Annotated in this window: 24 protein-coding genes; 12 read left to right on the forward strand and 12 right to left on the reverse strand. The window is 72.0% G+C overall.

Translation table 11 applies throughout. The annotated features are described in order from the left end of the window. The first annotated feature begins 244 nt into the window (after window positions 1-244). Window positions 245-961 (forward strand): hypothetical protein, encoded by a 717-nt coding sequence (locus ACQP1P_RS23640; protein WP_433089532.1) that lies wholly within the window; start codon window positions 245-247, stop codon window positions 959-961. 53 nt (window positions 962-1,014) lie between these two features. Here the strand turns inward: ACQP1P_RS23640 and ACQP1P_RS23645 are convergent, their stop codons facing one another. Next, entirely contained in the window at window positions 1,015-1,587 is a 573-nt protein-coding gene (locus ACQP1P_RS23645; protein WP_433089533.1) for a hypothetical protein, read from the reverse strand. Between the two features lie 260 nt (window positions 1,588-1,847). Next, a complete protein-coding gene (locus ACQP1P_RS23650; RefSeq protein ID WP_433089535.1) occupies window positions 1,848-2,861 on the reverse strand; it encodes a helix-turn-helix transcriptional regulator in 1,014 nt (337 codons plus the stop codon). A 64-nt stretch (window positions 2,862-2,925) separates the two neighbouring features. On the opposite strand from ACQP1P_RS23650, the gene ACQP1P_RS23655 reads away from it, so the two are divergent. Further along, window positions 2,926-3,774, forward strand: coding sequence for a DNA-3-methyladenine glycosylase family protein (locus tag ACQP1P_RS23655; RefSeq protein WP_433089537.1), 849 nt, complete (start codon window positions 2,926-2,928; stop codon window positions 3,772-3,774). 101 nt (window positions 3,775-3,875) lie between these two features. On the opposite strand, the gene ACQP1P_RS23660 is transcribed toward ACQP1P_RS23655, so the two are convergent. The 3 genes from ACQP1P_RS23660 to ACQP1P_RS23670 form a co-directional block, all read right to left on the reverse strand. Continuing rightward, entirely contained in the window at window positions 3,876-4,733 is an 858-nt protein-coding gene (locus ACQP1P_RS23660) for a flagellin (RefSeq protein WP_433089539.1), read from the reverse strand. Window positions 4,734-4,862: 129 nt separating this feature from the next. Beyond that, entirely contained in the window at window positions 4,863-5,930 is a 1,068-nt protein-coding gene (locus tag ACQP1P_RS23665) for a serine hydrolase domain-containing protein (RefSeq protein WP_433089541.1), read from the reverse strand. A gap of 50 nt (window positions 5,931-5,980) precedes the next feature. Further along, the gene (locus ACQP1P_RS23670) at window positions 5,981-6,550 is read right to left on the reverse strand and encodes a hypothetical protein (protein ID WP_433089543.1); all 570 of its coding nucleotides are present in this window, start codon (window positions 6,548-6,550) and stop codon (window positions 5,981-5,983) included. 36 nt (window positions 6,551-6,586) lie between these two features. On the opposite strand from ACQP1P_RS23670, the gene ACQP1P_RS23675 reads away from it, so the two are divergent. The 3 genes from ACQP1P_RS23675 to ACQP1P_RS23685 are packed head-to-tail and all read left to right on the forward strand — an operon-like array spanning window position 6,587 to window position 7,861. Then, entirely contained in the window at window positions 6,587-7,105 is a 519-nt protein-coding gene (locus ACQP1P_RS23675; protein WP_433089545.1) for a GNAT family N-acetyltransferase, read from the forward strand. Then, window positions 7,102-7,749 (forward strand): class I SAM-dependent methyltransferase, encoded by a 648-nt coding sequence (locus tag ACQP1P_RS23680; RefSeq protein ID WP_433089547.1) that lies wholly within the window; start codon window positions 7,102-7,104, stop codon window positions 7,747-7,749. Before ACQP1P_RS23675 ends, ACQP1P_RS23680 begins: the two co-directional genes overlap by 4 nt. Beyond that, the gene (locus tag ACQP1P_RS23685) at window positions 7,709-7,861 is read left to right on the forward strand and encodes a hypothetical protein (protein ID WP_433089549.1); all 153 of its coding nucleotides are present in this window, start codon (window positions 7,709-7,711) and stop codon (window positions 7,859-7,861) included. Before ACQP1P_RS23680 ends, ACQP1P_RS23685 begins: the two co-directional genes overlap by 41 nt. Here ACQP1P_RS23685 and ACQP1P_RS23690 read toward each other — a convergent pair. After that, window positions 7,842-8,615, reverse strand: a complete 774-nt coding sequence (locus tag ACQP1P_RS23690; protein ID WP_433089551.1) for an NAD(P)H-binding protein — start codon at window positions 8,613-8,615, stop codon at window positions 7,842-7,844. The two genes, ACQP1P_RS23685 and ACQP1P_RS23690, sit on opposite strands and share 20 nt — an antisense overlap. Window positions 8,616-8,958: 343 nt before the next feature. Then, window positions 8,959-9,729, reverse strand: a complete 771-nt coding sequence (locus ACQP1P_RS23695) for an EcsC family protein (RefSeq protein ID WP_433089553.1) — start codon at window positions 9,727-9,729, stop codon at window positions 8,959-8,961. A 427-nt stretch (window positions 9,730-10,156) separates the two neighbouring features. Here ACQP1P_RS23695 and ACQP1P_RS23700 point away from each other — a divergent pair, with 427 nt between their 5' ends. Together ACQP1P_RS23700 and ACQP1P_RS23705 are read left to right on the forward strand one after the other, a co-directional pair. Then, window positions 10,157-10,969 carry an SAM-dependent methyltransferase gene (locus ACQP1P_RS23700; protein ID WP_433089555.1) on the forward strand — a complete coding sequence of 271 codons (813 nt, stop codon included), beginning with the start codon at window positions 10,157-10,159 and terminating at the stop codon, window positions 10,967-10,969. Between the two features lie 488 nt (window positions 10,970-11,457). Next, a complete protein-coding gene (locus tag ACQP1P_RS23705) occupies window positions 11,458-11,616 on the forward strand; it encodes a hypothetical protein (protein ID WP_433089557.1) in 159 nt (52 codons plus the stop codon). Between the two features lie 195 nt (window positions 11,617-11,811). On the opposite strand, the gene ACQP1P_RS23710 is transcribed toward ACQP1P_RS23705, so the two are convergent. Together ACQP1P_RS23710 and ACQP1P_RS23715 are read right to left on the reverse strand one after the other, a co-directional pair. Further along, complete coding sequence (locus ACQP1P_RS23710) at window positions 11,812-12,396, reverse strand: TetR/AcrR family transcriptional regulator (RefSeq protein WP_433089559.1); 585 nt, start codon at window positions 12,394-12,396, stop codon at window positions 11,812-11,814. Window positions 12,397-12,683: 287 nt separating this feature from the next. Further along, a complete protein-coding gene (locus tag ACQP1P_RS23715) occupies window positions 12,684-13,292 on the reverse strand; it encodes a hypothetical protein (protein WP_433089561.1) in 609 nt (202 codons plus the stop codon). An 825-nt stretch (window positions 13,293-14,117) separates the two neighbouring features. On the opposite strand from ACQP1P_RS23715, the gene ACQP1P_RS23720 reads away from it, so the two are divergent. Next, window positions 14,118-15,407, forward strand: a complete 1,290-nt coding sequence (locus ACQP1P_RS23720; protein WP_433089563.1) for a M20/M25/M40 family metallo-hydrolase — start codon at window positions 14,118-14,120, stop codon at window positions 15,405-15,407. 285 nt (window positions 15,408-15,692) lie between these two features. On the opposite strand, the gene ACQP1P_RS23725 is transcribed toward ACQP1P_RS23720, so the two are convergent. Then, complete coding sequence (locus ACQP1P_RS23725) at window positions 15,693-16,328, reverse strand: FhaA domain-containing protein (RefSeq protein WP_433090096.1); 636 nt, start codon at window positions 16,326-16,328, stop codon at window positions 15,693-15,695. A 512-nt stretch (window positions 16,329-16,840) separates the two neighbouring features. On the opposite strand from ACQP1P_RS23725, the gene ACQP1P_RS23730 reads away from it, so the two are divergent. Beyond that, window positions 16,841-18,001, forward strand: a complete 1,161-nt coding sequence (locus tag ACQP1P_RS23730) for an LCP family protein (RefSeq protein WP_433089565.1) — start codon at window positions 16,841-16,843, stop codon at window positions 17,999-18,001. A 165-nt stretch (window positions 18,002-18,166) separates the two neighbouring features. Next, window positions 18,167-18,757 carry an HIT family protein gene (locus ACQP1P_RS23735; RefSeq protein WP_433089567.1) on the forward strand — a complete coding sequence of 197 codons (591 nt, stop codon included), beginning with the start codon at window positions 18,167-18,169 and terminating at the stop codon, window positions 18,755-18,757. Window positions 18,758-18,872: 115 nt separating this feature from the next. On the opposite strand, the gene ACQP1P_RS23740 is transcribed toward ACQP1P_RS23735, so the two are convergent. Further along, window positions 18,873-19,793, reverse strand: a complete 921-nt coding sequence (locus tag ACQP1P_RS23740; protein WP_433089569.1) for a hypothetical protein — start codon at window positions 19,791-19,793, stop codon at window positions 18,873-18,875. A 300-nt stretch (window positions 19,794-20,093) separates the two neighbouring features. On the opposite strand from ACQP1P_RS23740, the gene ACQP1P_RS23745 reads away from it, so the two are divergent. Beyond that, the gene (locus ACQP1P_RS23745; RefSeq protein WP_433089571.1) at window positions 20,094-21,134 is read left to right on the forward strand and encodes a LacI family DNA-binding transcriptional regulator; all 1,041 of its coding nucleotides are present in this window, start codon (window positions 20,094-20,096) and stop codon (window positions 21,132-21,134) included. 101 nt (window positions 21,135-21,235) lie between these two features. Here ACQP1P_RS23745 and ACQP1P_RS23750 read toward each other — a convergent pair whose 3' ends face one another. Beyond that, window positions 21,236-22,222, reverse strand: coding sequence for a LacI family DNA-binding transcriptional regulator (locus ACQP1P_RS23750; RefSeq protein WP_433090098.1), 987 nt, complete (start codon window positions 22,220-22,222; stop codon window positions 21,236-21,238). A 306-nt stretch (window positions 22,223-22,528) separates the two neighbouring features. On the opposite strand from ACQP1P_RS23750, the gene ACQP1P_RS23755 reads away from it, so the two are divergent. Further along, on the forward strand, window positions 22,529-23,524 hold the full coding sequence (locus ACQP1P_RS23755) for an ABC transporter substrate-binding protein (protein WP_433089573.1): 996 nt from the start codon (window positions 22,529-22,531) through the stop codon (window positions 23,522-23,524). Window positions 23,525-23,527 lie beyond the last annotated feature (3 nt).

The following is a 23,527-nucleotide window of genomic DNA, read 5'->3' on the forward strand; positions in this document are numbered from 1 at the left end:
GTACGGCATCCGCTATTCGGCATGGTCGGACGCGGCCGACCATGCCGAAATCCGCTCACGGTCGGTGAAAATCTGGGCGACTGTCGAGCGCCAGCATCGGCATGTCCGGAAGCCAAGATCGACCGGTCTCGGCCTCGTTCGCACCAGATTCCGCTGTCCGGTGAACGTGGTCAACCGGACCATCAGGGTCAGGCGCCCACCGCTCCGACCCGTTCGCACGCCGAGGATGGCTACGCTGACCGCGATGATTGGGGCCGAGAGCGGAACCACGTTGAGGCGGCTGCTGACGCACCGGTGGCCGATGGTCGCCCCGGCAGCGGGTGCCCTGCGACCGCAGCTCGAGACGGTGATGGCCGGCGGTGCGGCCGGCGCAGCGATGGTACGGGCGCTGGCGCCGATGATCGGCTGGGGTCCAGCAGACCTGTTCGTGGTCGCCGGACTCGATCTGCCGCAGGATCTGGTGCCGGCCACCGGTACCAGGCCGTGGCACGTCGGATCGGTGTTGGAGCGAGCGGTCAAGCTGGCGCCGCAGTCGCTGCGCCGGTTGCACGAGGCTGTCGAGTCGCTACCGGAGCATCCGCCCGCGTGGCCGCCGGTGCCGCGCTCCAGCTATCCGCTGGGAGCCGGCGAGCTGCTGTTGCGGCTCCTTTGGAACCGCAACATCGCGCCGTACAGCCCGAAGGTGTTGTACTTCATCGGCGGCGGCCCAATGGTGGCGCACTCCACGATGGCAATGCTGGGACCTGGCCGTACGCGGCTGACGCCGCAGTACGTGACCGCGTTCGCCACGGTGCTGGGCATCGCCGGCGACGACCTGACCGCTGTCACCGGAATCGCCGCGGCTACTGATCTGCGCCTGCACCGTAACCATACAGAACTCGCCCGGCTGGCCTGGGACGCCCGGCGACTGACCAACGAGCAACTGTCTGAGGTACTCGACCTGGCCAGTCGCCTGCGGTAGGTGACATCGAGCCGGCCACCGAGCACCAACAGCGGCATGTGAGTGCGAGCGCCTCAGCCGATGAGCACGCCAAGTCCCCCAAGAAGGACGACTCCGCCGAGGATTCCGAGTAGTACCCACCGGCTGCGTACGGCCGTTCGCGAACGGTAGGAGAGAGCCGCGAGCAGGAACAGGATTCCAGGGATGCCAAAAACCACCCACATGGCGCCGAAGTTGAACCATCCTTCCGGGCTCATGTTGCTGATGCCTTTGTGTACTGGGGCCATCACGCCAGTCAAGATCAGTGCCTTCACCACAGTCTCGGCAAGCGGGTACATCAGCTGCACGGCTGCGGCGCCCCACAGGCCGGCCAGCAAAATCCACGACGGTACGCGCGCGCCCCACGGCTGCACGGATGCCAGCGCCATTGCGACGGTGAGCATACGGAGGGAGACAGCCAGCACAACGACGCCGTTCTCTCCCCATGAGGCACCGTGCGCGACATTCCACAGCACCGCAACTCCGGCGACGAGACAAAAGGTGCCGATGTAGCTGGCAGCGGCCAGCGCGGGCCAACGGCGGTAGGGCGCCTTCGGGCGAGCAGTGGCGCTCGACGTGGCGGCACTTTGCGGCGTATTGGTTGACATGCCATCAGTCTCGATGAATCAATCGGCGTTGCCAATCGGTCTCCTTCCCGAGGCCCCACCCATTACCTCGTCAGGGTTCACCCGGACGACAATCGTCTCGTAGTCGCAACGCCCGCTTCTCGGCAGATCCGGTAGCCGCCTGAGAACCGGTTCCCGCTCCTTGACGTACCTGCGGCCGGTTGGCCACCGGACGAGAATTCGGCCCGCCGTGCTGATTGCCACCGCCGCCGCAGCGTGGGTCCGGAAGTCGCGGACATTGGTCAAGGGAGATCGGCCGAACTGGGCCTGGAAGTCGCGCACTTCCGGGCCCCGCTCTCACCGAAGGAGCCGCAATGGGCGTTCTCGTCCGGTGAGGAATACAGGGCCGCGACGGCGAGGGCCGCCTCGCGCAGCGCCGCGCGGACCGGTGCGGGCGAGCGCACCTCCAGCCGGGCGCCCAGCCCGAGCAGGCTGCCGACCGCGTGCTCGACCCCGTGGAACGACAGCTCCAGGCGCGTGCCGGAGCCGCCGGTCAGGTGCCGGGCCAGCACCCGGCGCGCGAGGGCGGCCGCGGCCGGGTGCGCCTCGGCGACGACGCGCAGGTCCCGCGGGCGGGACTCGACGCCGGAGCGCAGTGCGGCCCACGTCGCGGGCAGGTCGAAGCCGTCGGGCCGGCCGGCCGGCTCGGGCCGCACGGTGCAGGACTCGACGCGGGCGACGCGCAGCAGGGCGGGCTCGGCGCTCACCAGGTACCAGACGCCGGCCTTGGCCACCAGGCCCGCCGGGTCGACCGTGCGGCGGGTCCGCTCGCCCTCGCTGTCGCGGTACACCACCTCGATCCGGCGTCCCCGCAGCAGCGCCTCGTGGATGGCCGGCAGGTGCGGGACCGGCTCGCCGGAGCGCATCCACGGGTCGACGTCGACGAGCACGTGGCTGCGGCCGTCGGCCAGCCCGCCGCGCAGCGCCCCGCCGCCGGCCCCGGTCAGCTTCTCCAGCGCGGTGTCGAGGGCGTCGCCCAGGCCCAGGTCGCCGGCGAGGCGGGCCTGCCCGACGGCCAGGCCCGCGCCCTCGGCCCGGCTCAGGTGCGCGAGGCCCGCCCGGTAGGTGTCCAGGAGCCGGATGCCGCCGTTGCGCCCGCGCTCGGTGTAGACCGGGATGCCCGCGCCGCTGAGCGCCTCGACGTCACGCAGCACCGTGCGGACCGAGACGCCGAGGCGTTCGGCCAGGTCGGGGGCGGTCGCGCCGGGCCGCGCCTGCAGGAGCAGGACGAGCGAGAGGAGACGGTCGCCGCGCATGATCAGACGGTACCGCCGAAAACATGACAACACGTGTCCTGTTTCTGGCCGCAGGATCGGCGGCATGCACACACGGATCACGGGGCCCTACGACATGGCCCGGCAACAGGAGTTCTTCGGCGGCTGGGTGCGGCCCGCGGACGACCCGCGCTCGATCCTCATGGCGTTCCCGGTCGAGGGCTGGGCGGACTCGGCCGCGGTGCTGCTGCGCCAGGACGGCGACGCGGTCACCGGCGAGGTGGCCGGCCCGGCCGGGGCCTGGGAGCAGGCGCTCGCCACGCTCTCGCTCGACGAGGACGGCGGGGGCTGGGCCGCGGTCGGCGAGCGCGACCCGGTCATCGGCGAACTGCAGCGCGAGCACGCATACCTGCGGCCGGTGCTGTTCCACTCGCCGTACGAGGCGGCCTGCGCGTTCGTCATCGGCCACCGGATGCGCGTCACCCAGCAGCGGGCCATCCGCGCCCGCATCGCCCGCGAGCACGGGCCGGCGATCGAGGCCGGCGGCCGGGTCGTGCACGCGTTTCCGGCGCCGCAGGTGCTGCGCGGCCTGGCCGAGCTGCCGGGCGTGGACGCGGAGAAGGTGGCGCGCCTGCACGGCATCGCCGATGCCGCGCTCGACGGGCGCCTCGACCGCGCCCGGCTGCGCGCCCTGCCGCTCGCCGAGGCCTACGCGGACGTGAAGCGGCTGCGGGGGATCGGCGACTTCTTCGCCACCGGGATCGTGCTGCGCGGGGCCGGGCGCGCCGACGCCGTCCCCGCCGAGGGGTTCACCAGATCCGGGATCCGGCGGCTGTACGGCCTGAGTCACGAACCCACCGACGCCGAGATGCTCCGGATCGCCGAACCGTGGCGGCCCTACCGCATGTGGTGCTCGGTGCTCGTGCACGCGAGCGAGCGCCGCGCACGGTCGTGACGGTGGACGATGCTCAGCAGCGGCCAAGGGCTTCGTCCGTGCAAAGACCGCGGCGGGGAGCGGACGCCGCTGTCCGCTCCCCGCCGCCCACCCGCGCAGGATCAGCGCAGCAGGGACAGCACGTTCTGGGGTGCCTGGTTGGCCTGGGCCAGCATGCTGGTGCCGGCCTGGGTCAGGATCTGCGAGCGGGTGTACGACACCATCTCCTGCGCCATGTCCGTGTCGCGGATGCGGGACTCGGACGCGGACAGGTTCTCGACGGCGACGTTGAGGTTGTTGATGGTGTGCTCGAAGCGGTTCTGGTACGCACCGAGCGTGGCGCGGGCGGTGGAGACGCCCTTGATCGCGGTGTCGATGGCGTCGATCGCGGCGGTGCCGGACGTGGTGAGGTCCAGCGAGGCCACGCCGAGGCCGGCGGAGTCGAACCCGGTCACGCCGGTGACGCTGCCGAACGCGGCGGTGCCGAGGTTGACGGCGATCTGGTCGGACGACGAGCCGTTGGCGCCGACCTGGAACGTGCCGGTGTAGGCGCTGCTGCTGTCCAGCAGCTTCTGGCCGCCGAACGCCGTGGTCGAGGCGATGCGGTCCAGCTCCTGGCCCAGCTGCGAGAACTCGGTCTGCGCGGCGGCCCGCGCGTCGGAGTCCTGCGAACCGGTGGAGGAGGCCTGCACCGACAGGTCACGCATGCGCTGCAGGATCGAGTGGGTCTCGGTCAGCGCACCTTCAGCGGTCTGTACGACGGAGATGCCGTCCTGGGCGTTGCGCACGGCGACCTTCAGGCCACCGATCTGCGAGCGCAGGCCCTCCGAGATCGACAGGCCGGCCGCGTCGTCCGCGGCGCGGTTGATCCGGTAGCCCGACGACAGCTTCTCCAGCGACTTGCTCATCTGGCTGTCGGTGACCGACAGGTTCCGGTACGCGTTCTGCGCGGCGATGTTGTTGTTGATGCGAAGACCCATGATGTCCTCCTTGGATCGGGTCAGGGCCGGTGGCCGTCCTTGGCCGCCGTTGCCAGTGCCATCGCCCGCCCGGCGCCCGGGCTGAGGAATCGGCGGCGGAACTGCCCGATCGGATGACAGGATCGCGGGTCAGTCGAGCGCCGCGGGCCTGTCCAGGACGTCCTCGACGAGCCGCAGCGCCCGCGCGTCCATGGCCGCCCGCAGCCCCGGGTCGGCCGGGGTCGTGGTGCGGTACAGCACGACGCACCGCGACCCGTCGTCGTTCACGCCGTTGCAGGAGGCGGTGCCCGGCGCGGCCCCCGGGTGCGCCCAGAAGCCGCCCGAGCGGGACGGCACCCGGAAGACTCCCAGCCCGAACCCGAGGCCGGGGCGCACCTGCTGGTACGTCTGCGCCGGCACGACCCGGTCCATCTCGGCGAGCCAGTCCGGGCCGAGCAGCTCACCGCGGCGCAGCGCGCACCAGAACCGGGTCAGGTCGGCGGTGCTGCTCACCAGGCCCCCGGCCGCGTCCAGGGCCGTCGGGTTCAGCTCGGTGACGTCGACCAGCGGGCCGCCGGGCCACTGCTGCTGGTAGGCGCGGGCGCAGGAGCGCGGCAGCGACGGGTGGTCGTACGGGTAGTAGGTGTCGCGCAGCCCGAGCGGCCGGGCGATGTGGTTGCGCACCTGCTCGGCCCAGGAGCGCCCGGTGACCGCCCGCACCACGAGACCGGCCAGGACGTAGTTCGTGTTGGAGTACGACCACCCCTCGGTCCGCGGCCCCCGGCTCAGCGCGACGAGCTCCTCGGGATCGCGGTGCGCGAACCGGGGGCCGCCCGCGAGCGCGCCGAGGTAGTCGGGCCGGCCGCTGGTGTGCCGCAGCAGGTCCCGCACGGTGGTGGCCGCGTCCAGGCCCAGGCCCGGCAGGTGCGCGGCGACGGCGTCGTCGAGCGACAGGCGGCCCTCGGCGGCGAGCCGCAGGACGACCACGGCCGTGAACGCCGCCGTCGCGCAGCCGATCCGGAACCGCCCCGCGGCCGGCATGAACGATGTCCCGTCGTAGCTGGCCCAGGCCCGCGCGGACACGTCCCGCCCGGCGTCGTGCACCTGCCCCTGCGCCCCCGTGGCGCCGAGCCGGCACAGGTCGTCGAGCGCGTCCCGCAGCATCGCGCGCAGCTCGTCCAGCTCGTGCCGTTCGGTGACGGCGATGGTCTCCCGCATGCCACCAGCCTGAACCGCGGCGGCACCCGAATCGATCCCGCCACCATGTTTCACGAAGGTAGGGCTAGCTGTACCTCCAGCGCCTCCATCCGCGTCAGCGTGGCGGAGTCGGGCCGCCAGACCTCGACCGCGCCCTCGTACTCGGAGTGGAAGAACGGCACCGGCTCGCCGGAGGGGTGCCCGGTCCAGCAGGCCACCGGCGGGCAGTCGATCCAGGTCGCGCCCGACGGGACCTGGGCCCGCACGCGCGTGCGCCACTGCAGGTCGGGCTCGGCCGCGACGATCTCGGCCCAGCGGGCCGCCGTGATCGCGGCCTCGGCGGCGAGGAACGAGCGGGGGAAGGGCAGGTCCGCGTGGGTGGCCTCGCGCTCGACGACCCGGTCGCCGGCGACCCCGAAGATCGTGTCGCCGTCGCCCAGCAGCCACGCGTCGAGCTCGGCGGCGATGGCGAGCATCCGGCGCACCCGGGCTTCCCCGGGGTCCTTGGCGCAGAGGCGGCCGTCGTCGTACCGCAGCCAATCCTCGGTGTCGAGCAGCGCCCGCACCTCGTGGCGGCCGATCGGGAACCGGTGGCAGTAGATCCAGGGGATGACGCGGGCGATGTGCAGCTCGTACCCCACCGGCTCACGGTACCGGGCGACGGACCATGATGGGGTGTGACCTTTCGCGTAGCCGATGCCGCCGACGTGCCCGTGATCGTCGAGCTCGTGCAGTCCGCGTACCGCGGCGACGCCAGCCGCGCCGGCTGGACCACCGAGGCCGACCTGCTCGACGGGCAGCGCACCGACCCGGCCATGGTCGCGGCCGCGATCGCCGAGCCGGACAGCGTCGTGCTGCTCAACGTGGACGGCGACGCCGTCGTGGCCTGCGGGCAGCTGGAGCGGCGGGACGGGTACGCCTACTTCGGCATGTTCGCCGTGGACCCGGCCCGCCAGCGCGGCGGCTTCGGCGCGGCCCTGCTGGCCGAGGCCGAGCGCCACGCCCGCGACGCCTGGGACGCGGCGGAGGTGCGCATGACGGTGATCGTGCAGCGCGACGAGCTCATCGCCTGGTACGAGCGGCGCGGGTACGCCCGGACGGGGGAGATCAGCCCGTTCCCGTACGGCGACGAGCGCTTCGGCGTGCCCCGCCGCCCCGACCTCGCCTTCGAGACCCTCGTCAAGAAGGTGGCGTGAGCCTGTTCGCCGGCGCGGCCGAGCACTACCCGGTCGGACGCCGCCCGTACCCGCCCGAGTTCGCGACGGCCCTGCGCGACGAGCTCGGCCTCGACGGCACCGGCCGCCTGCTCGACGTCGGCTGCGGCCCCGGCTCGCTGACGACCCTGCTGGCCCCGCTGTTCGCCGGCGCCGTCGGGGTCGACGCCGACCCGGACATGATCGCCGTGGCGGCCCGCCGCGCCCCGCACATCGCGTGGCACGTCCTGCGCGGCGAGGATCTGCCCGCCGGCCTGGGCACCTTCCGGCTGGTGACCTTCGCGCAGTCCTTCCACTGGATGGATCAGCCGCTGGTGGCCGCCCGCGTCCGGGCGATGCTGGAGCCGGACGGCGCCTGGGTGCACGTCGGCGGCCAGACCCACCGCGGCGTGGACGGCCCCGAGCCGCTGCACCTGCCCCGGCCGCCCTGGGACGCGATCGACGCGCTCGTGCGCCGGCCCGCGCCGCCCGACCCGCGCCGGCGAGGAGGACGTGATGCGCGCCGCGGGCTACCGGGGCCCGGTCCGCCTCGCGCCGTGGCCGGGCGAGGTCGTGGAGCGCAGCGCGGACGAGCTGGTCTCGGCGGTGTTCTCGCTGTCGAGCTCGGCCCCGCCGCTCTTCGGTGACCGGCTCGGCGCCTTCGAGGCGGACCTGCGCCGGCTGCTGGCCGAGGCCTCCCCGGAGGGGCGGTTCGCCGAGCGCATGGGGCCGCCGGACCTCATCGTGTGGCGGCCCTGAGCACCTCGGCGATGCCGGTCGGCGCGCGGCCGAGCAGCGACTCCAGGTCGCCGGTCTGCCGCTCCAGCCGGCCCGCCTTCGCCAGGCCGTGCAGGTACGCCATCGGGCCGGGCGGGGGCTGCTCGCGGTAGGCCACGCCGAGCAGGCCCGCCAGCTGCGGGTAGGTCCACAGTGGACCGGTGAGGTCGTAGGCCCGGCCCTCGTGGCCGCCGGTGCTCAGCACAGCCGCGGCGGCCGCCGCCAGGTCGGCGCGGGTCGCGGTGTTCAGGCCGCGGCCGCCGGTGCCGCTCGTCAGCTCGGGAAGCGCCGGCAGGCCCGGGTGGACGAAGGCCTCGGTGTAGAAGGGGTTGCGCAGCATCGTGTACGGCCGGCCGCGCTCGCGGATCGCCGTCTCGGTCGCGTGGTGCGCCTCGGTGACGCCCGGGCCGGGCTCGTCGGCGCCGAGGAAGCTCGTGTACGCCAGCAGCCCGACGCCGGAGGCGGCGTCGATCGCGTTGCGGTGCTGGGCCACCCGGCGCGCCGGGTCGAGCTCGGGGGAGGAGATGAGCAGCAGCCGGTCGACGCCCTCGAAGGCGCGCCGCAGCGACTCGGGCTCGTCGTAGTCGCCGTGGCGGGCCTCGACCCCGTCGACCCGCCCGGGGTCGCGCACGACGGCGACGACCCGTGAGGGCGGGACGCGCCGGAGCAGTTCCGCCAGCACCAGCCGGCCCAGGGCGCCCGTCGCGCCGGTCACCGCGATCAAGTCCGTGGTCACCCGCCAAGATTCACATGGCCGTCAACGCGTTTTCGCACCGGCCGCCCGGCTGCTGCCGTGCCGGCGCGATCGTGCTGGTCGTCGGCTGCATTCCCGGACCCTTGTCCGCCGCTGCGGTGCCGACCTTCTGCGGCCTCGGTGCCGACCTTCTGTGGCCTCGGTGCCGACCTTCTGTGGCCTCGGTGTCGACCTTCTGTGGCCTCGGTGCCGACCTTCTGTGGCCTCGGTGTCGACCTTCTGTGGCCTCGGTGCCGACCTTCTGTGGCCTCGGTGTCGACCTCCTGCGGCCTCGGTGTCGACCTCCTGCGGCCTCGGGGCGGACCCTTCGCGGACCGGGGGTGGATCAGCGGGCGGGCGGGAGCTGGCGCGGCGGGTGATGGGCCATGTGCGGATGGGTGAGCATGGGCGGCCGGCGGTACATGGTGATCGCCCGGCCACCGAGCGCACGCGTCGCGTTGCCGTTGGTGACGCCGCCGAGGATGATCCCGAGCCCGGGAATGACCTTGGCCGCCATCTTCTTCACCGCTCGCACGCCCGCCATCTGCGCGAGCTTGAGCCCGAGCCGCATGAGCACCTTGCGCATCTCGGGACGGTCGGCGGGCAGCAGGGCGTCGACACTTTCCCGCCCTCGCGCGACGGCGAGCGCGGTGCGGGCCGTCTGCGTGTACTTGTGGATGCCCTGCAGCACCAGGAGGTCCACGGCCCGGTCGGGGTGCGCGGGGTCGGCGCCGTAGTTGGCGGCGAGCATGAGCACCATCCGCGCCTGCGTCCAGGCCAGCACCCCGACGTCGAGGAGGGTTCCAGCGACCGGCACGGCGCCGCCGACCGCTCCGGAGAGCCGCGACTGGTTCACGTACCGGTAGATGATCATGTCCGCGAGCGCGTCGGCGGGGGCGCCCGGGTTCTGGCCTTTGAGCTTCGCCAGCTCGACGGTCATTCTGGGGCCGAGCCTGGTGACCGCTTCGAGGGCGAGGTGCTCGGGCGCGTACTCCGGGTCCGCCTTCATCTTCGCCCAGAGCCCCGGCGGCGGTCCCTCGACCTTCGGTGCGCCCGGGTCGCCGCGCCCCTCGCTCCCGGCGCCGGCCTCGGCCGCCGCGTCGGCTGCGGACGGCACCGCGGAAACCGGCACTCCGGAAACCGGCGCTTCGGGCGCCTGCACTCCGGCGACCGGCACTCCGGAGATCGGTGCTTCGGGCGCCTGCACTCCGGCGACCGGTGCTTCGGGCGCCTGCGCTCCCGCGATCGGTGCTTCGGGCGCCTGCACTCCGGCGACCGGCACTCCGGAGATCGGTGCTTCGGGCGCCCACGCTCCGGCGCCTGGCGTCCCGGCGATCGGTGCTTCGGGAGTCGGCTTGCCGGCGGCCGGCGTCGGCCCATCGGTCGCGGGTGCGGGTCGCGCCGGGGGAGTCGGGCCCGCGGCGGGCGCGGTGAAGGATGGCTCGGTCACCCGCCCAACGGTAATTACAACGTGCCACGTCACGGAGTCGGGATCCCGATCGCCACAAGACCGTGACATTTACAACGGCGGGTACGCTGACCGCGTGAGCCTGCCGGAGTGGGCGCCCGAGGGCGTCGATGTGACGGTTCCCAATGCCGCCCGGGTGTACGACTACGGCTTGGGCGGCTACCACAACTTCGCCGTCGACCGCGAATTCGCCGAGCAGCTCATCTCCGCCTGGCCCGGCATCCTGCAGGTCGCGCACACGAACCGGGCCTACCTGGGCCGCGTCGTGCGCTGGCTCGCGGCGCAGGGCGTGCGGCAGTTCCTCGACATCGGCTCCGGCATCCCCACGCGGGGCAACGTCCACGAGGTCGTGCAGGCGATCGATCCCGACGCCAGGGTGGTGTACGTCGATGTCGACGACGTCGCCGTCTCGCACGGCCAGGCGATCCTGGCCGGCAACCCGCACGCCGCGGCCATCGGCGGCGACCTGCGCCACCCGGCGGGCATCCTCGGCCACGAGCGGGTCCGCGCCCTGATCGACTTCGACCGGCCGGTGGCGGTGCTGCTGGTCGCGGTCCTGCACTTCCTCAGCGACGAGGACGACCCGCCGAGGCTGGTGCGCGAGCTCACCGCGGCGCTCGTCCCCGGCAGTTACGTCGCCGTCTCGCACTTCACCGCCGTCGACGATCTCGGCCACGAGCACGAGCAGGTGACGAAGCTGTACGACCGCACGCCCACCTCGGTGCGGACCCGCGATCGCCGGCAGGTGGCGGGGATTCTGGGCGGCCTCGAGGTGGTCGAGCCCGGGGTTGTGCCGATCACGAGCTGGCATCCCGATCCGGAGGAGCCGGCGGAGCACGAGCAGCGGTCGGTGCTCGGGGCGGTCGGGCGCAAGCCCGAGCCAGCCTGACGACCGGATAGGCGATCGGGCCGGCACGAAGGCGATCCTCCGGGCGGAGGTCCTCGGATCGCCCGACTGTCTCGGACGCTGCCTGGGATCTGCACGAGCTCGTCGTCTACCGCGTCGTGTTTGCGTCGTGTTGCGCCGCGTTGCTGTGGCATCCCGCTGTGCCGTGCCGTGTTGCGCCGCGGCGGCGCCCCGCCTTACTGCGTCTGCCTTGCCCTGCCCTGCCGCGCCGCCCCTGCCGCGCCGCCCCTGCCGCGCCGCCCCTGCCGTGCGGCTCCCGCTCTGCCCTGCGGTGCCGCTCCGTCCCTGGCCTGCCCTGCCGCCACTGCCGTGCCGCTCCTGCCGTATCGCCGTGTCGCCTGCCTCGCCGTGTTGCCGTGTTGCGCTGCGTTACATCGTGTTGCGCTGTGTCGATATGCCTCGCCGTGTCGTCCGTTGTCGTCCGTGTCAGCGACCGGTGACCGAGCAGACGCTTTCAGTGAGCACGCGGCATGGTCCACGAACTCGGCCACGGCTTCTGCCTGCCCGACGCATCGTCGACGGACGGCACCCCGATGTCGGCGTCGTTCTACGACTACCCGAACACGCACTTCAGCCAGGCCCAGAAGAACGCGATCCTGGCCGGCCCGTACGGCAGCTTCCTCTCCTGACGCACCGTCCCCATCCTGACGCGCCGTTCCCCTCCTGACCGGCCCGCCCCTGATTCACCCGCGCGGCCGCGGTCATCCGTTCATCCGGTGCCCGCGGCCGCACCCACCGCCCCTGGACTGCTCCGGCAGCCATGCCCGCACGAGGACGTCACGCTTCGTTACCGGCCCGGCGCCACCGGTAGACCCAGCATCTGGTCACCGCCCGGCACCGGGCTGCGCAACCAGGCGTACCAGCGTGTCGACAAGCTCATCGGCGTTGGTCTGCCACTTCTCCGCCGTGAGGTGCCCGGCGAGCTCCAGCCCCGCGATCCCGTGCGCGCTGGTGAGCAGCAACGCACCGTAGCGCCGGGCGTCCGCTTCCCCCACGATGGCCGCGACGATCGCCAGGAACTCGTCCTGGCTGCGTGAGGCCGCCCGCAGCACCGCTTCCGGGTTGCTGGATGGCGTGGTGAACATGAGTTGGTACAGATGCGGCTTCTGCCGGCCGATGCCGATCATGGCCAGGAGCGCCCCGCGGAGCTGCTCGGACGCGGGCAGGCCGGAATCCGCGCGCAGGGCCTGAATCCGGTCGCCGACGTGCTCCCAGCTCTCGGTCGCGATCGCGGCGAGCAGGCTCTCCTTGTCCGGGAAGTGCCGGTACGGCGCGCCCCGCGAAACCCCCGCCCGGGCACCGACCTCACGGAGCGTGACCGCCTCGGGGCCGCCGAGGTCGAGCAGCTCGGCGGCCGCGTCGAGCAGGGCGCGACGGGTGGCGGCAGCGGACTCCACGCGGCTGATCACGTGCCCAGCATATAGTTGACAACGTCACCCGAGTTCGCCGCCGCAGTCCACTATGTGTCGCCGCAGTCCGGTATGTGCCGCCGCACTCCGGTAGCTGCCGCCGCAGTCCGGTATGCGCTGCGGTGGTCCAGTATGTGCCCGCCGCATGCCGGTATGTCCCGCACCGCCGCAGTCCGGTAGCTGCCGCCGCAGTCCGGTAGCGCCGCCGCAGTCCGGTATGTCCCGCACCGCTGCAGTCCGGTAGCTGCCGCCGCAATCCGGTATGTCCCGCCGCCGTCCAGTCTGTGTCAGGTGGTCTTCGTGGGGCGCGGGTTCGCCGGGCGCTGACCGTTACCGCCATTGCCCTGGCGCAGCAGGCTCACGTCGGTGATCTCCGTAGCCGTGGCGGTGCTGCCCGACACGGTGCCGATCACGGTGACGGTGGCGCCGGTCTTCACGTCGGCGATCGTCGACGCGCCGTTGTTGACCTTCGTGGCCTCGCCGACCGCGAACGTCGTGGAGAAGCCGTCCTCGCTCTTTGCCGTGATCGAGGTGGCACTCACCGCCGTGACGGTGCCTGTCTGGAGGCGCTCCGTGACGTACTGTCCGTTGCTCCCCTTCACCACGAAGTCCCCGTGCAGCGCACCACCGAGCGTGGTCATCCCGCCACGGCCGAACCCGCCGCCCTGCGCGCCGAAGGCGCCCCGGTTGCCCCGCGGATCCTGGCCATTCTGGTCGTTCGGGCCGTTCTGATTGCCCGGACCGCCCGGGAAGCCCTGGCCGCCGCCGGGGAAGCCCTGGCCGCCCGGTCCGCGACCGCCGCCCTGGCCCTGGCTCTGCGTGGCGTTGCTGTCACTCGCGGCCTGCGCCACGGCCACCCCGCCGCCGATCACGATGACGGCGGAGACGGCGGCCACGATGCCCAGCTTGAGCCGCGACGAACGCGGCGGAGCCGCCGAGGAACCCATGCCGGCGGCCGCCGGGCCGGACGGTGCACCCGAGGCCCAGATCGGCGCGGCCTCGAAGCCGGGCGGGCCGGAAACCGGCTGTGCGGGTGCCCCCTCGGCCCAGATGGGAGTCGTGGCGGGAGCGGGCTGGACGGCAACCGGTTGCGCGGCGGCATCGGTGACACTCGGCTCACGCGGAGTGGCCGAGAGCTGTCCTGGGGCCGGTTGGACGGGTGTCGTAGCGGAGTGTGCGGGGTTCGCTACAGACCAGGCCGGGGTCGTCGCGGGCGGGAGCGGCGACTGCGACTCGGCCGGGGTTCCACCCGGTGCTGGAGCGGCGGCGGAAGCGAGCGCCGAGCCGGCGGCAAGAGTAGGCGGCAGGTCAGTGGCGGCGGGAGCGGGTGCCGGGTCAGTGGCGGCGGGAGCGGGTGCCGGGCTGGCGGCGGCGGGACCGGGTGCCGGGTCAGTGGCGGCGGGAGCGGGTGCCGGGCTGGCGGCGGCGGGACCGGGTGCCGGGTCAGTGGCGGCGGGAGCGGGTGCCGGGCTAGCGGCGGCGGCGGAATGAAGCGCCGGGCCAGTGGTGGCGGGAGTGGGTGCCGGGCCAGTGGCGGCGGGAGCGGGCGCCGGGCCGGCGGCGGGCGGAGAAGCCTGGTCGTCGTGGGCTGTGCTCATCGCGCGAACTCCTGCGGAGAAGTCGGACCTGTCCTGACGACCGTGCACGCCGGAGCTGGCACCGCAATCCCACACACCTGCCAGGTAACTGTGAATTCACAATTCGCTACTACCGTGGTGATCATGAGTGAGGTCGTTGAGCTGGCGCGGGCCTTGGTGCGGTACGACACCACGAACACCAGCGACGATGGAGCCAGCGGCAACGAGCGGGCCGCGGCGGAGTTCGTGGCCGAGCGCCTCGCCGACGCCGGATTCCAGCCGGTGTACCTCGAGTCGGCGCCCAAGCGCGGCAACGTCGTCGTGCGCCTGCCCGGTGCCGACCCGGAGCGCGGCGCGATGCTCGTGCACGGCCACCTCGACGTCGTCCCGGCCGACGCGTCCGAGTGGTCCGTGCCGCCCTTCGCGGGCGAGATCCGCGACGGCTACCTGTGGGGACGCGGCGCGATCGACATGAAGCACATGGTGGCCATGGCGCTGTCGGTCGCGCGGAAGTTCAAGCGTGACAACGTGGTGCCGCCCCGTGACATCGTGTTCGCGTTCGTGGCCGACGAGGAGGCGGGCGGGCGGCAGGGCGCGGGCTTCCTCGTCGATCAGCACCGCGAGCTCTTCGACGGTGTCACCGAGGCGGTCAGCGAGGTCGGCGGCTTCTCGTACACCGTCCGCGACGACGTGCGCGCCTACCTCGTCGAGACCGCGGAGAAGGGCGTCATGTGGCTGCGGCTGAAGGTCCGCGGCACACCCGGGCACGGCTCGATGCTGCACACCGACAACCCCGTGGCGAAGCTGACCGCGGCCCTGGCCCGCCTCGAGGCGCACGAGTTCCCGACGGTCCTGCACCCGGCCGTGCGGGAGTTCCTCGCCGGGGTGAGCGAGCTGACCGGCGTACCCTTCGACGCCGACGATCCACGGTCCGCGATCGCCCGCCTCGGCTCGCTCTCACGCATGATCGGTGCCACGCTGCGTGACACCGCGAACACGACGATGCTGAAGGCCGGGTACAAGGCCAACGTCGTGCCGTCGATCGCGGAGGCCACGGTGGACGGCCGGATGCTGCCCGGCCGCGAGCGCGAGTTCGAGCGCGAACTGGCCGCGGTCCTCGGCCCCGACGTGGAGATGGACTGGGACCTGCTGCCCCCGGTCGAGACCACGTTCGACGGGCGGCTCGTCGACGCGATGGCGGCCGCGATCGAGGCCGAGGATCGGGGCGCGCGCCTGCTGCCGTACATGCTCTCGGCCGGCACCGACGCCAAGTCCTTCCAGCGCCTGGGCATCCGCCACTTCGGCTTCGCCCCGCTGCGCCTGCCGCCCGACCTGGACTTCACGGCGCTGTTCCACGGCATCGACGAGCGCGTGCCGCTGGACGGCCTCGAGTTCGGCGAACGCGTCCTGGAGCGCCTGCTGCGCACCTGCTGACCGAGGTCGAAGGAGTGCGGCAGGCAGAAGAATGCCAGGGTGTGGCCGCGTCGGCTGAGACGCCGTCGACCCGGCCGAGGCCGGAAGGACCTGCGCGCAAAGCAATGGTCGGCTCGCGAACGGACATCGCACACGGTGCGTGGCGGTTGGGGCGGATCGGTGGACGCGGCCGCTCGGCCCCGTCCGCGGTCGTCGCGTCACGGTGCGTGGCGCTTGGGACGGATCGGCGGACGCGGCTGCTCGGCCGCGTCCGCCTCGTCGCGTCAGACCCGGAAGATCGTCGCGTCAGACCCGGAACGACAGCCGGGTCGTGCCGATGACGATCTCGTCGCCCGGGTGCAGGATGACCGTCGTGTCCACGCGGCGGCCGTTGACGATCGAGCCGTTGGCCGAGCCGAGGTCGGTGAACACCGCGCGGTGGCCGTCGTACTCCACGCGCGCGTGCTGCCGCGAGGCGCCCACGTCGGCGAGGCGCAGCGACGCCTGCTCGCCGCGGCCGATGATCGTCGCGCCCTGCGTGAGCGGGTAGTTCTGGCCGTCCTCGGTCACGAGCCGTACGCCGTGGCCCTCACCCGGGGCGACCTCGCCGCCGGTGTAGACCTGCGCGCTCACGCGGAACAGGCCGGTGTCGAGGTCGTCACCGCGGGTGATCTCGACGACGATGTCGCCGTAGACGGCCCAGCCCTGCTCCCCGACGTACTCGGCCTGGGACTGCGCGAGCTCCTGCGCCAGGGCGGCCGCGAACGGCGCGAGCCGCGTGTGGTCGGCGGGCGCGAGGGCGATCAGGTACCGGTTGGGAACGAGGATCCGCCCGCCCGTCATCTGGGTCTGGTTGGCGTTGGCCTCGCCCTGCATCGCGTTGAGGATCTCGACCGGGTGCACGACGCCCTTGAAGACCTTGGCGAAGGTGCCTTCCACCATGCCTTCCAGCCGCTTCTCGAACCGCTGCAGCGCGCCCAACTCGTCCCCCTTCAACGTGACCGGCAGAAACTGTGTATCACGCCGGTGGTATCGACGCAGTCGCGAGGACGACGTGCCCCGGACCCGTGACGGAGATCATTCCGCGGACCTGGGCCGTGGCCGTGCGGCGGCGCACGGCCACGCACCACCCGGCCGTGATCGCGCTGCTCACGGCGGCGCCGGGCGTCAATACGACGCATGTCGCAATGCCATCGGGCGGACGGCGATGCCGCCTGGCACGCGCTTCGGCCGGGGCCGAATCGGGGTGCCTCGCGGGGCCGTGGCGAGGTGCGATCAGGCGCGGCGGGACGGTGCGGGACCCGGCCCGGGACGGTGCGACGGCCAGAATTCTGAGAAACGGCTGAAACTGCAACCAACCACTGTCCCGAATCCGTCTTCAGGGACGAAACACGGTCGCACACTTCGGGGGGATATTGTGGCCCGCCGAGGGACACCAGGTGCCGGGGAGTGGTATGGCGAAGAAGCGTGGGAAGAAGGACCCGTTGTGGGCGCGGTTGTCCCTGGTCGGAGGGGCATTCCTCCTGCTGCTCAGCGGAGGTTCCCTCGTCGGTGGCAATCTGTTGCTGAACCACTACAGCGACCAGATCACCCACGAAGGCGGCCTCGGTGAAGCGGCCTCGGGCGCGACCATCGACGGGCCGATCAACCTGCTCCTCGTCGGCATCGACGAGCGGGTGAACCAGGAGGAGATGGGCGCGCGGGCCGACTCGATCATCGTCGCGCACGTGCCGGCCTCGCACGACGCGGTCTATCTGATGTCGATTCCCCGGGACACCAAGGCGGCGATCCCGGCGAACAAGAAGACCAGGTACAACGGCGGCACCGACAAAATCAACGCCGCGTTCCAGTTCGGCTACCAGAACGGCGGCGGGCGCGACGGCGGGCTGGCGCTGCTGGCCGAGACGGTGAGCGCGATGGCCGGCGGGGGACTGAAGTTCAACGGCGCCGCGATCGTGAACTTCGACGGGTTCTCCGGGCTGGTGAAGGCCCTGGACGGCGTCTACATGTGCGTCGACGAGAAGACCACGTCGATCCACACCGGGTGGAACACCAAGACCGGGGCCGAGGGCGTGCCGTACAACTTCAACGCCGACGGCATCCCGACGAGCCTCAAGCCGAACATGCGCCCGATGATCTACGAGGTCGGCTGCCGGGACTTCGCCGCGTGGGAGGCGCTGGACTACGTGCGCCAGCGCGACAAGCTCGCCAACAACGACGGTGACTACGGCCGTCAGCGCCACCAGCAGCAGTTCATCAAGGCCATGGTGAAGAAGGCGATGAGCGCCGGCGTGCTGGCCAACCCGCTCAAGGTCAACGAGGTGCTGAACTCGGTCGGCAAGGCGGTGTCGTTCTACAACAACGACGTGTCGCTCGCCGACTGGATCTTCACGCTCAAGGGCATCAACCCCGACGGCATGATGACCCTGCGCACGAACAACGGGCAGTTCAAGACCGAGATCATCAACGGGCAGTCCTTCGAGGTCCTCGACCAGACGGCGTTGGAGCTGCTCAAGGCCTACGGCAGCGACAGCGTCGGCCCGTTCGTCGCGGCCCATCCGGAGATGGTCGCCAACGACGCGGCCACCCCCGCCACGGCGCCCTCGACCAAGTAGCCGCACCACGGCGGCCCCGCTCCCGGCCAGGGGAGCGGGGCCGCCGCCGTATCTGCGGGCCGGGCCCGATTCCTGGAGTACCGAGTCGGGGCCGGCCGCGGTGCCCGGACACCCCGACTCGTCCATGGGCAACGCGGGATTCCGCACGCTGGCATGATCTCGGGCATGGCCGATCGATTCCTCGCCCACCTGCCCATCGGTGAACCGCCCGCGCCGCTCGACGCGGCCATCCCCGGCTGGGAGATCTTCCCGTTCGAGGGGGACCTGCGCGTCAAGACCCTGCAGCCGCCGGTCGTGCCGGAGCCGCCCCGCGACGGCGAGGACGGCCCCGAGCACTGCTTCATCTGCCGTGACCCGCTGGCCCAGACGATCTGGTCGGACGAGCACTGGCTGCTGCGGCACACCGCCGAGCCCAGCGCCGTCCCGGTCGTGGTCCTGCTCTGCCCGCGCGAGCACTACGACTTCGTCGAACTGCCCGCCGGCCTCGCCGCCGAGCTCGTCCCGCTCCAGCAGCGCGTCGAGCGGGCCATCCACGCCCTCGGCGGCGTCGCCCGTGTGCACATCGAGAAGGTCGGCGACGGGGCGCGGCACCTGCACTGGTGGTTCATCGCCCGCCCCGAGGGCCTGACCCAGCTGCGCGGCTCCTGCCTGGTCATGTGGGACGACGTGCTGCCCAAGCAGCCGCTGGAGCAGTGGCGCGCGGTCCTGCGCGAGCTCGCGACGCACCTGGCCGAGGGTGGGGGCACGGTCCACTGAGGACGGAGCCCGACGTGAGCCACAGCGACATGTCATAGTGGTGCGCCGTGCCGCCGGGGCAGTTCGGGTAGCTCGACCGGGCCCAGCTGCAGTGGACGGACACCTCGGTCGACGTCTACGTCAACAACATCCGCGAGAACGCGCCCCAGTGCGGCGAGCCGTGCGGCCGCTTCTTCAACCAGAGCGGCAGCTCGGCCCAGCCGACGACCTTGACGGGCACCTGCTGGTACGGCCAGCCGTTGTGGCCCGCCATCACGTCGATCCACTTCTTGAACTGCCGCTGCAGGGTCGCCTGGATGCGATCGCGCAGCGCGGCGCTCACGCTCGCGCCGGAGTCCCAGCGCACGCAGTAGTTGATGCCGGTGCCCCCGTTGGCGAAGATCTGGTCCCACGCGGAGTTCCGGAAGCCGTACAGGTTGTTGTAGGTCTGCTCCTGATGCGTCCACACCTCGCTCAGGGGCTGCACGAGGCTCGCCGGCGGGTTCCAGCCCGACGGGTTGCCGGGGTTGCCCGTGCCGATCGCCGAGGCGTAGGCGCGCACCTCCAGCAGGCCCACGGACGCGGCCCCGCTCTGCAGCACCACGCGCAGGCGGCTGGTGCTGACCTGGGTGAAGTTCACGGCGTTGTACTGGTTCGCCGCCGTCGGGTAGCCGCTCGCGCCCGGCACGTCGGCGTAGGCGGAGCCGGTCCAGTACTGCAGGCGCCATGAGGCCGGGACGCGCACGCCGCCGTTGTCGTCGAAGAAGTACACGTCGGCCGAGCGCAGGGTCTGCGTGCCGGGCCAGGTGAGCAGCGCCCACTGCTCGCCCGTGTTCGGCCAGGTGCCCCAGCGGCGGTTCACCGTGTCGCCGGACGTGCTCGGGTCGATGCCGTCGTTGATCGCGGCGACGCTCTCCCAGGGGGAGGTGTACGACGCCGTCGCCGTCGCCGACCGGGCGAGGTTGTCGCTCTGCCCCGGCGCCGCGTGCGCGACGACGGGCGTGCCGACGAGCAGTGCCATCGCCCCGGCGACGACCGCGAGTCTGCGCAGTCGCATGGGTGTCCCTTCCGGTCGAAAACCTTTTCGGGACCCTGGCAGCGCGGCTCGCGATTGCCAATAATCGATGTAGCTAGCTCATAGTCGACGAGCGGGGCGCCGATGAACCTTCCATGGGCGAAAAGTTTTCGGTGCTGGGAGCGTTACCGGATCCGTGTTGGTTTTCGTGGCGTTCCGGTGGGTGGTGTGCAAGGGCGCGGGGCCGCATCAACCGAACGGGCAAACCCGTGACCGGCGCCACGCCGAGGGTGTCACACGGGCATATCGTGGCAGCGCTAACATCAACATCGGGGGAGGGACATGCGCGCAACCAGCCACAACCGGGCCGCCGTGATGAACGACGTCGCGCGGCTCGCGGGCGTCTCGCATCAGACGGTGTCGCGCGTCCTCAACGACCATCCGAGCGTCAGCCCGGCCACCCGGGAACGGGTGCTGGAGGCCGTGCGGCAGCTCAATTACCGCCCGAACGCGATGGCTCGGGGACTGGCCGGGCGTCGCTCCCGGGTGGTCGGTGTCGTCTCGTTCGACACCATCCTCTACGGCCCCGCCTCGACCCTGCTCGGCATCGAGCACGCCGCCCGGACCGCCGGCTACGGCGTCAGCATCGTGACCCTCGAACGCGTCGACCACGCCGGCATGGTGTCCGCGCTCAACGCGCTCGCCGACCAGTCGGTGGCCGGGGTCGTCGTCATCGCGCCGCAGACCGCCGCGGCCGCCGCCCTGCACAACATGCCGCTGGGCATGGCCGCCGTCGCCGTGGAGTCCGCGGTCGGCGGCGGGGTGCCGGCGATCTCCGTGGACCAGGTGACCGGAGCCCGGATGGCCGTGCGCCACCTGCTCGAGCTCGGCCACGAGAAGGTCTGGCACCTGTCCGGCCCGCGGGACTGGCTCGAGACCCACGGCCGCATCGAGGGCTGGCGCACGACCCTCGAGGAGGCGGGCCTGGCGGCGCCGCCCCTGATGACGGGCGACTGGAGCGCGCGGTCCGGATACGCCGCGGGCCTCGAGCTCGCCTCCCGCGACGACGTGACCGCGGTCTTCGCCGGCAACGACCAGATGGCACTGGGCCTGATGCGCGCGTTCCACGAGCGCGGGATCCGCGTCCCCGACGACGTGAGCATCGTGGGCTTCGACGACATCCCCGAGGCCGAGTTCCTCTCCCCGCCGCTGACCACGATCCGCCAGGACTTCGACGAGGTGGGCCGGCGCTGCATCGCCGCGCTGCTGCGCGTGATCGAGGCCGACCTGCCGGAGGGCCCGGACCGCCCGTCCCCGGACCCGAGGGTGGCCCCGACGCTGATCGTCCGGGCCAGCACGGCGCCGCCGCGAGCCGGACGGTAATCGATCGCTTGCAGGCCGTGATCCGGGCCGTGATCGGTTAGGTCGCATGGTGTACGGTGAATCAAGCGGAACGCCACCGGAGCCGGGGTTGCGCCATCGTCTCACGGCGCCGCGTTGGCCGAGGCTCGCACCACGAGATGCGGTGCAAGGTGCACGGGCCCGGGGTGCGCGACCGCCGCCCCGCTCAGCTGCGCCACGAGCAGCTCGACGCTGCGCCGGCCGAGCTCCGCGAAGTCCTGGTGGATCGTGGTCAGCGGCGGCAGGAAGAACCCCGACTCCGGCGTGTCGTCGAAGCCGACCACGCTCACCCGGGCCGGCACGGACCGCCCCGCCTCGTGAAACGCCCGCAGCACCCCCAGCGCGATGTGATCGTTCCCGCAGAACACCGCGGTCACCCGGGCATCCGCGGCCAGGCGCTGCCCCCGCAGATACCCCGAGCGCGCGCTCCAGTCGCCCGGCTCGATCGGCGGCACCGGCGCCCCCGCCGCGTGCAGGGTCTGCCGCCACCCGTCGATGCGATCCCGCGCCTCGGGCCAGTCCGCCGGCCCCGGCACGTGGTGCACGGTCCCGTGCCCGAGCTCGAGCAGATGGCTCGTCGCCATGCACGCCCCGCGCACGTTGTCCACGCGCAGCATCGGCACGAACCCGTCGTCCGCGCCGCCCACCCCCACCGCCGGCGTCCCCGCCGGCACCTGCGTCAACGCGTCGGCGACGGAGTTCTTCGGCGCGATCGCGATGATCCCCTCCACCGCCTGCGCGCACAGCTGCTCGACCGCGTCGAGCACCGCATGGCGCTCCAGCGAGCGGACGGTCGCGATGCTCACGTAGTACCCGGCCTCGCGCGCGGCCTTCTCGATGCCGTAGATCATCGATGCCGGGCCGGCCAGCGTGGTCTCGAAGCCGATCAGGCCGATCGTGCGTGAGCGGGACGTGACCAGCGTGCGCGCGGCCAGGTTGCGGCGGTAGTTGAGCACCCGCACGGCGTCCAGCACCCGCTCCCGCGTCGCCGCGCTCACGTTCGGCAGGTCGTTCAGCACCCGCGACACGGTCTGGTGCGACACGCCCGCCAGCCGGGCCACGTCACGCATGCCGACCTTGCGCAACGGCGGCTCGACGGCGTCCACCTCCGGACCCAGGTGAGAGTGCGCGACGGGGCCGGGCCGACCACGGTCCGGCCCGATGACAGCTGCAGCCACGGAGTGTCTCCTTCCGGCAACATCTCGGCCGCCGCTACTTGACGCCCGGGATGAGAACGCTAACACTCTCGAAATACAACCGCGACGGCCAATGCAATCGGGCCGCACGCGGGCTCAGGTCACCGCCAAACACCCCAGGCGTGTGGCCATCTGCCTGTAGATGTGAACGTTCACGCTATCTCCGAAGGGACAGACGCAGTGCTGAAGAGATGGTCCGCTGCCGTGGTCGGCGGCGTACTCCTGCTCGGCGCGCTCGGTGCGTGCGGCGGGGAGAAGAGCGACGATGCCGGCAGCGGCACCGCGCCCAAGGGCGACAAGAAGATCGTGATGGGCTTCGCGCAGGTCGGCGCCGAGAGCGGGTGGCGCACGGCGAACACCAAGTCGATCCAGGAAGCCGCCGCGGCCGCGGGCATCGACCTGAAGTTCTCCGACGCGCAGCAGAAGCAGGAGAACCAGATCAAGGCCATCCGCAGCTACATCGCGCAGAAGGTCGACGTCATCGCGTTCTCGCCGGTCGTCGAGTCCGGCTGGGACACGGTGCTCAAGGAGGCCAAGGACGCGAAGATCCCGGTCATCCTGACCGACCGCGCGGTGGACTCCAAGGACACCTCGCTCTACAAGACGTTCCTCGGCTCGGACTTCGTCGTCGAGGGCAAGAAGGCCGGCGACTGGCTGGTCAAGGAGTACCAGGGCAAGACCGACCCGGTGAACATCGTCGAGCTGCAGGGCACGACGGGCTCGGCCCCGGCCAACGACCGCAAGGCGGGCTTCGCCGACGCGATCAAGGCGGCCCCGAACATGAAGATCATCGCGTCGCAGACCGGTGACTTCACCCGGGCCAAGGGCAAGGAGGTCATGGAGGCCTTCCTGAAGGCCAACCCGAAGATCGACGTGCTGTACGCCCACAACGACGACATGGCCCTGGGTGCCATCGAGGCGATCGAGGCGGCCGGCAAGAAGCCCGGCACCGACATCAAGATCATCTCGGTCGACGCGGTGAAGGACGGCATGACCGCCCTGGCCGCCGGGAAGATCAACCACATCGTCGAGTGCTCCCCGCTGCTCGGCCCTCAGCTCATGGACCTCGCCAAGAAGGTCGTCAACGGCGAGACCGTCGAGCCGCGCATCCTCACGGTGGAGACCGAGTTCACGCCCGAGCAGGCCAAGGCCGCCCTCCCCGACCGCAAGTACTGAGCA

Origin of the sequence: Dactylosporangium sp. CA-052675, from assembly GCF_050947935.1 — a bacterium.
Taxonomy (GTDB): Bacteria; Actinomycetota; Actinomycetes; order Mycobacteriales; family Micromonosporaceae; genus Dactylosporangium.